1 protein-coding gene is annotated in these 1,321 nt (G+C 68.4%); it reads left to right on the forward strand.

The window, feature by feature from the left end; genetic code table 11:
• The coding region (locus AB7E35_RS13185) for an aspartate aminotransferase family protein (RefSeq protein WP_428167702.1) at window positions 1–1,227 on the forward strand (1,227 nt) is incomplete at its 5' end.
• Between the last annotated feature and the right edge of the window lie 94 nt (window positions 1,228–1,321).

Raw genomic sequence — 1,321 nt, forward strand, 5'->3', positions numbered from 1 at the left:
CAGGGCGCCTACTACACCGACGGCGACGGCCGCAAGATTTTTGACGGCCTGTCGGGCCTGTGGTGCGCGGGCCTGGGCCACGGCCGCAAGGACATTGCCGACGCGATTGGCCGCGCCGCCGCCCGGCTGGACTACGCGCCGGCCTTCCAGTTCGGCCACCCGGCGTCGTTTGCGCTGGCCAACCAGATCAAGGCGCTGACGCCCGCGGGACTGGACTATGTGTTCTTCACCGGCTCGGGCTCGGAGGCGGCCGACACGTCCCTGAAGATGGCGCGGGCCTACTGGCGCGCCAGGGGCCAGGCGGGCAAGACGCGCCTGATCGGCCGCGAGAAGGGCTACCACGGCGTCAACTTTGGCGGCATTTCGGTGGGCGGCATGGTGGGCAACCGCAAGACCTTCGGCCAGGGCGTGGAGGCCGACCACCTTCCCCACACCCAGCCGCCCGCGGGCTCGTTTTACCGGGGCATGCCCGGCACCGACGGCCGCGCGCTGGCCGACCGGCTGCTGGACGTGATCGCGCTGCACGACGCGAGCAACATCGCCGCCGTGATCATCGAGCCGTTCTCGGGCTCGGCGGGGGTGGTGATTCCGCCTGCGGGCTACCTGCAGCGCATCCGCGAGATTTGCACGCAAAACGACATCCTGCTGATTTTTGACGAGGTGATCACCGGCTTTGGCCGCTGCGGCGGCTGGACGGGCGCCGAGGTGTTTGGCGTGACGCCCGACATCCTCAACTTTGCCAAGCAGGTGACCAACGGCGCGCAGCCGCTGGGCGGCGTGGTGGCCAGCAAGGAGATTTACGACACCTTCATGGCCGCGGGCGGGCCCGGGTACATGCTGGAGTTTGCGCACGGCTACACCTATTCGGCCCACCCCGTGGCCTGCGCGGCGGGCATGGCGGTGCTGGACATCCTGCAAAAAGAGGACATGCCCGGCCGCGTGAAGGCCCTGGCGCCGCATTTCGAGCGCGCCGTGCACGGCCTGAAGGGCGCGCGGCATGTGCTGGACATCCGCAACTTCGGCCTGGCAGCAGGCTTCACCATTGCCGCGCTGCCGGGCGAGCCCGCGCGCCGCCCCTACGAGGTGGCCATGAAGTGCTGGGACAAGGGCTTTTATGTGCGTTATGGCGGCGACACCATTCAACTGGCGCCGCCCTTCATCAGTACCGAAGCCGAGATCGACCGCCTGGTCAGCGCGCTGGGCGACGCGCTGGCGGAGACGGACTGACTATTGATTTGATAGCTGGTGGCGCTTGTTGATAAAGGGCTGGAGGCTTTTTTGGCTCGCCCCTCACCCCCGCCCTCTCCCGCCCGCGGGAGAG

It is taken from the genome of Diaphorobacter sp. (assembly GCF_050251835.1).
In the GTDB taxonomy this organism is placed as follows: Bacteria; Pseudomonadota; Gammaproteobacteria; order Burkholderiales; family Burkholderiaceae_C; genus JBFXIE01.